The sequence below is a fragment of the Thalassospira sp. UBA1131 genome (genome assembly GCF_002311515.1).
Lineage (GTDB): Bacteria > Pseudomonadota > Alphaproteobacteria > Rhodospirillales > Thalassospiraceae > Thalassospira.
Genome location: NZ_DCAO01000024.1, coordinates 27,869 through 34,340 on the forward strand (window position 1 = coordinate 27,869; position 6,472 = coordinate 34,340).

The following is a 6,472-nucleotide window of genomic DNA, read 5'->3' on the forward strand; positions in this document are numbered from 1 at the left end:
ATCTGCATGAGAAGATGTTTTGTCTGGAAAACCGGCAGAAAGGTTGAGGGAAACCAAAGATCACTCTCGCCCCACGAAATGTGAAACTTTGGCCCCCCTCGCGCCACCGTTTGAGAGTATGCCCATTAAAATCGGCGCCGTAAACTCCGCATTTGAGGAAAAATGAAATTTATCCTATCAGTGTTATCGCTGACCGAAATTCAGTTCTGAAACACCACACTGCATTGCGAAATTGGCGATTTTATACAATCCGTTCCAAAACCGCGCAGCCCAAGGAAAAAAGGACCCTTAAATGTCTGAACAGCCGCAAGAGATTCGTCGCGAAGACTATAAGGAACCTGACTTTATTGTCGAAAAGGTCGAACTGGTTTTTGACCTTGATCGTGACGTGACAAATGTCAAATCGCGCCTGTTTATGGCTGCGAATCCTGTGCGCGGTACCGGAAAGGGCGACGAGGTTTTCCTCCATGGCGAGGATATGAAGCTTCTTTCCGTCACCCTCAATGAAACCCGCCTGGCGTCCAGCGATTTCACGGTTGATCAGGAAGGCCTGCGCTTTAAGGCGCCGGGGCAAAACTTCATTGCCGAACTTGAAACCCAGATTTCGCCAGCCAACAACACCCGGCTTGAAGGCCTTTATGTTTCGCAAAGTGCCTTTTGCACCCAGTGCGAGGCCGAAGGGTTCCGCCGCATTACCTATTTCCCGGATCGCCCCGACATCATGGCGACCTATAAGGTCACGATCAATGCCAATAAGGAAAGCTGCCCGGTTCTGCTATCGAACGGCAATTTGATCGATAGTGGCGATCTTGACGGCGGCCGTCATTTTGCCGTGTGGGAAGATCCGTTCCCGAAGCCATCCTATCTGTTTGCGCTGGTCGCCGGTGATCTGGCCTGTGTCGAAGACAGTTTCAAAACCATGTCGGGCCGTGATGTGGCGCTGCGCATCTTTGTCGAGCACGGCAATGAGGATCGCTGCGATTACGCGATGGACAGCCTGAAACGGTCGATGAAGTGGGACGAGGAGGTCTATGGCCTCGAATACGATCTGGACCTGTTTAACATCGTTGCCGTATCCGACTTCAATATGGGGGCGATGGAAAACAAAAGCCTCAATGTGTTTAACGCCAAATTCGTTCTGGCCCGCCCGGATACCGCGACCGATGGCGATTATGAACGCATCGAATCCATCGTTGCACACGAATACTTCCATAACTGGTCGGGCAACCGTGTCACCTGTCGCGACTGGTTCCAGCTGTCGCTCAAGGAAGGTTTGACCGTATTCCGTGATCAGGAATTCTCGGCCGATCAACGGTCCCGCCCGGTGCAGCGGATCAAGGATGTCAACGCACTCCGCGCTGCCCAGTTCCCGGAGGACGCAGGTCCGCTGGCCCATCCGGTGCGCCCGGACAGCTATATGGAAATCAACAATTTCTATACCGCGACGGTCTATGAAAAGGGTGCTGAACTGATCCGCATGATGCACACGTTGCTTGGCCCGGATGGCTATCGCAAGGGCATCGACCTTTACTTTGATCGCCATGACGGGCAGGCGGTGACCTGTGATGATTTTGCCAAGGCGATGGAAGACGCCAACGGCATTGATTTCACCCAACTCAAACTCTGGTATTCGCAGGCCGGAACACCAAAACTCAGTTGGCAGGGTGACTATGACGCAGACGCCAAACAATACCGTCTGACCATCTCGCAGAAAACCGACCCAACCCCGGGACAGCCGGACAAGAAACCGCTGCATATGCCGATTTCAATCGGGCTTCTGGGCGCGGATGGTTCAGACCTCGTCGCCAAAACGGTGGAACTGACGGAAGCCAGCCAGGAATTCGTCTTTGATGGTGTGACTGAGGCGCCGGTGCTGTCCTTTAACCGGGGATTCTCCGCACCCGTGAACATCACCACCGATCAGCCTGATGACGAGCTTGTCTTCCTGATGGGCCATGACAGTGATGCGTTCAATCGCTGGGAAGCCGGGCAGAAATACGCAACCCGTTTGATGTTGTCTGCCATTGCCGCCTATGAAGCGAATGGCGGCGATGTTGATGCCGCCTTTGCCGATGAACAGGCCCGCGTTGATGCCTTCATTGCCGCGATGCGCGCGACACTTACCAATGACGGTCTTGATAAGGCGTTCCGTGCCGATGCGCTTGTCCTGCCGGGTGAGGCGTTCCTGTCCGAACAACGCAAGCCCGCCAACCCCGAGGCGATCTATCAGGTGCGCACCGCCCTGCGCAAACGCATTGGCCAGGCGCTTTCCGATGATTTCGCCAACACCTATCACCAGAATGCCTCAAACGCGGCCTTTACCCCGGATGCGGCGTCGGCGGGGCAGCGTGCCTTGCGGGCAACGGCCCTTGCCTATCTGGTGGCAAGCGGGGCGGATGTATTTGCCGACGTGGCGGTCGCGCAATATGGCACAGCTGATAACATGACCGATCAGATGGCCGCCCTTTCGGTGCTCAATAACCTTGATCATCCGGGCCGTGAAACCGCACTGGCCGATTTCGAGGAACGCTTTGCCAATGATGCTGTCGTTCTCGATAAATGGTTCTCGTTGCAGGCGATGTCATCGCGCGATGATACCTTGGCCCGGGTCAAGGATCTGATGAGCCATCCGGCCTTTACCATGCGCAATCCCAACAAGGTACGTGCGCTGATCGGGGCGTTTGCCATGGGCAATCCGCGTCATTTCCATGCCAAGGATGGTTCGGGTTACGCCTTCTATGCAGATCGCCTGATCGAGCTTGATGACATCAACCCGCAGGTCGCGGCACGCCTCTGCGCCCCGCTTGGCAAATGGGCAAAATACGATGCGGATCGCGCGGACAAGATGAAGGCCGAGCTTAACCGTATCCTCGCCAAGCCGGAAATCTCGCGCGATTTGTATGAAATCGCCTCGAAATCCGTGGCAAGCTGATCAAGCAACCATATCTGGTGAAATGACAAAGGGCGGCACCTTAAGGATGCCGCCCTTTGCGTTGGAAAATATCACAAAGCGGATCAGGTCAGCTTCATGCGCTCGCTGAACTCGCGCATTTTCTCTGACAGGTTGCGCGCCACTTCCGAAAGGTTGTGGCTCGCCGTGTTCAGATCATGCGCACTGCGACCGGTACTTTGTGCGCCGTCATTCACAAAGGTGATCATTTCGTCCATCGATCCCGCACCAGCGGCGATGCGTTGAACGTTTTCGGAAATCTCGCCGGTGGCACGGCGTTGTTCATCAACCGATTGGGTGATGGTCGACTGGATGTCGTTGACCTGATGAATAACTTCGCCAACCGTGCTGATTGAATGGGCCGCCTTTTGCACTTCTTCCTGAATGGCAGCCGTCAGGTCACCAATCTGGCCGGTTGCACTTGCGGTCTGATCGGCAAGCGATTTGACCTCGTTGGCAACCACGGCAAAGCCCTTGCCAAGTTCACCGGCACGTTCGGCTTCAATCGTCGCATTAAGCGACAAAAGCTTGGTGCGATGGGCAATATCGTTGATCAGATCAATGATCGATCCGATCTCGGAGCTGGCCTTTTCAAGCGATCCGATATTGCGCTGGCTTTCTTCGGCTTCTTCACGTGCCCGTCCGGTCACGGTGGAAGCTTCGGTCGCCTGACGGTTGATCTCGGCGATCGAGGATGAAAGTTCCTCAACCGCGGTGGCGACATTGCGGGTATTCGACGCCGCCTCGCGCGACACATCCAGTGCACCACCCGATTGCTGCACCGTGTTTTCCGACTGGTTTGTCAGTTCACTGGCAAGGCTCAGCAACCCTTCGGACTGTTCGGTCACTGATTGGGCCACACGGGCAACCTCGGCCATCAGTTCTGTGACGGCGATCTTGCTTTCCTCACGCTCGGACACGTCGTTCCAGGCCAGCATGGTGCCCAAAAGGACATTGTCCTTGTCGCGGACCGGGGCGGCAAGAATATCAAGGTAACCGCGGTCGGTCTGGATGATCTCGGTAAAGGGCAGGTTGTTCGGATTGGCAAGCTTGGCCTGGAAGTCGGACCCAAGATTAAGGAAATCCCCCGAAATCGTTGCCGTTGTCCCGCCAAGATAGTCTTGCGCACTGGCGTTAAGGTAGCTCAGCTTGCCATCAGGCAGGATCATTGCCGTCATGGTCGGGGTATTCTCGACCATGTTTTGCAGGATCAAGGCCTGACGCACCGATTCACGCAAGGCAATCAGGGCCTTTTTCATTTCGCCGATTTCGTCATTGCCAACATTGGGCAGATTGACGTTGGTATCGCCGTTCGAGATTGACGTCATTGCACCTGCAAAGGCGCGCAGATTGCGCAGAACCGTGGTGCGCAACAGGATCCAGCCAACAATCCAGGCCGCCAGAAGCACGCCAACGAGGATTTCAATCGACAGCAGGCGAAGACTATCTGTCTGGGCATAGAAATCAGACACATCGCGGTCAAACCGGGCCTCGGCCCAGACACCGCCACGACCATCACTGATCATAACCTCCACTGCCGCGCGGTGCGTCGTATCACCTGCTTTGGCCGTTTCGGGCGCTGGCGCATCACTGCTGGCTTCTGGTACTGCATCCCCGGCATTTTCTGTCGCGGCATCGCCCTCTGCTGTTGGGGCAGTTTCGGTTTCTGCCTCAGCCGGGGCTTCCAGGCTTTCAAACAGCACGTTGCCGGAATTATCAAGAATCTGGAAGTTGCCACCCAAAACCTTGCCAATGCCCGCAAGCTGGGGCAGGGGATCGGTGATGACTTCAAGGAAACCAACAGCACGGAACCCGCCGACCGGCAGGATCAGGCTAAAGACCGGACGCCCGTCCGGGGTTGCCCACATAAAGCTTGCCGGTTTGCGGGCTTCGGCCTTGTCGCGACCGATCAAATAGGCTTTGACGTCCGGGTCATCAGTGACGCTGGCGCCAAGATTGGCTTCGGACGTCGCCAGTTGATTGAATTCCTGATCATAGGAAATTGCCGCAATCAGGTTTACATCGCCCTGAACCACTTCGCGTGCGTTCGAAAGGATGTTGAGTTCGGCTTGCATGCGCGTCTGGTCATTTTCCTGATAACTTTTGACCAGGCTGCCAAGCCGCGACCATTCATTGGCAATGGGGGTAATTTTGTCGGCATAGTCGGTGGCAATACGCGACCCGACAAAGAAATTGACTGTACCACTGACCGAGTTGTTCAGTGTTTCAATCGCAAAGTTGCGATAGGTATCACCGGTCCAAAGAAGCATCCATGTCACTGCACCTGAAACCAGTAATCCTGTTACGAGCAAAATCCGTCGTAACGTCAGAAGGCTGGTAGCACCTCCTGCAATAGCCGTCTTCGCGGCCTTGTCTCCCGTCATTTTTGTCACTCCAGAGCAAACCAAGTTTATTTTTTGTCTTTGGTCATATTGGCTCGCGTCTCTCCCGCTCACACCTCTACTTCTCAAGAGTAGTTGTTCTGATCCAAGCAGAGCTTGGTTTGGAACACAATCCCTTATTTCTCGATTTCCATAGGATTGCTGCGGCACACAGCCGGGTTGAAGAGGTCCGAAATCTGGAATTTCTCGTTTTGGTTGGGGGGCTTAGCCCCGATTTACGCGCGCGATTTCGACGCATTGAAATTTTTTCTGCGAATGTGTGTGATAATCGTTTGCAATTGCAAAAACGATGCTCTATGACTGTGTTTGTCAAATGCAGACGACAACGTCGTTTGTGACCGGCCATCAGGCCTACATGGCGTGCCTGATGGCTTCTATCTTCGGGACTCTCTCTCCCCGAAGGTCGATCTCTCTCACTCGAGGGGGCTGGTATCCGGATCATTGTGCGGGACAATGCCGGAATTCATACCAGTCCCCCTTTTTTTATCCAAAACACATTGACCCATATCGATCTTTGGCACGCTGCCCGGTTGCATCCGTGCACGGCTTTAGCGTTTTATAAAGGTGCTGTTGGTTACAAAAGCAGGGTAACTTTGATGTCGTGAAGGATGGCCAAGTCCATGGCTGGCGAAGACAACACCAACAAACCCGATTTGCGCGCAACCCCGGAACCGCAGACTGATCCGGATGCCGGGCAAAAGGATGCACCGCTTCCGGCCTTTATATACGGGCGGGACGGGCATGGTGATGGCAGCGCACGTGGGGCAGAACGCTCCGGTGATCGGCAAAACCTTAATGCACGGATAGCGGATATGGATCGCAAAACCCTTCTTGGCCTGGTCACAGGCGCAGGCATGCTCGGCCTTGTCTTGTTCTTTGCCGGAATGCTGGTCGGCGCAGGCTTGTTCATGGATTCTGAAGACGGTGCGCGCACCACCCAGACAGAGCAGCCGCAGGTCGAAATGCTGGCCTCCGCACCGGAAGAACCAACCGAAATTCCCGATGCCACGCCTGAGGCAACCGAGCCGGCCGCAACAACACCTGCACCGGAAATCAGCGCTGATAGCGAAGACCCGGTCGGCGATCTGATCGCGCAGCGTACCGAGGCACTTTCGGATGA

Annotated in this window: 3 protein-coding genes; 2 read left to right on the plus strand and 1 reads right to left on the minus strand. The window is 55.1% G+C overall.

The genetic code is table 11. From position 1 onward, the window contains the following. Positions 1–292 precede the first annotated feature (292 nt). Positions 293–2,932, plus strand: coding sequence for an aminopeptidase N (pepN, locus tag B3Z49_RS03630; RefSeq protein WP_296988297.1), 2,640 nt, complete (start codon positions 293–295; stop codon positions 2,930–2,932). Positions 2,933–3,015: 83 nt separating this feature from the next. On the opposite strand, the gene B3Z49_RS03635 is transcribed toward pepN, so the two are convergent. Next, positions 3,016–5,334, minus strand: a complete 2,319-nt coding sequence (locus B3Z49_RS03635; protein WP_296988299.1) for a methyl-accepting chemotaxis protein — start codon at positions 5,332–5,334, stop codon at positions 3,016–3,018. Positions 5,335–5,972: 638 nt separating this feature from the next. On the opposite strand from B3Z49_RS03635, the gene B3Z49_RS03640 reads away from it, so the two are divergent. After that, the coding region (locus B3Z49_RS03640) for a hypothetical protein (RefSeq protein WP_296988300.1) at positions 5,973–6,472 on the plus strand (500 nt) is incomplete at its 3' end.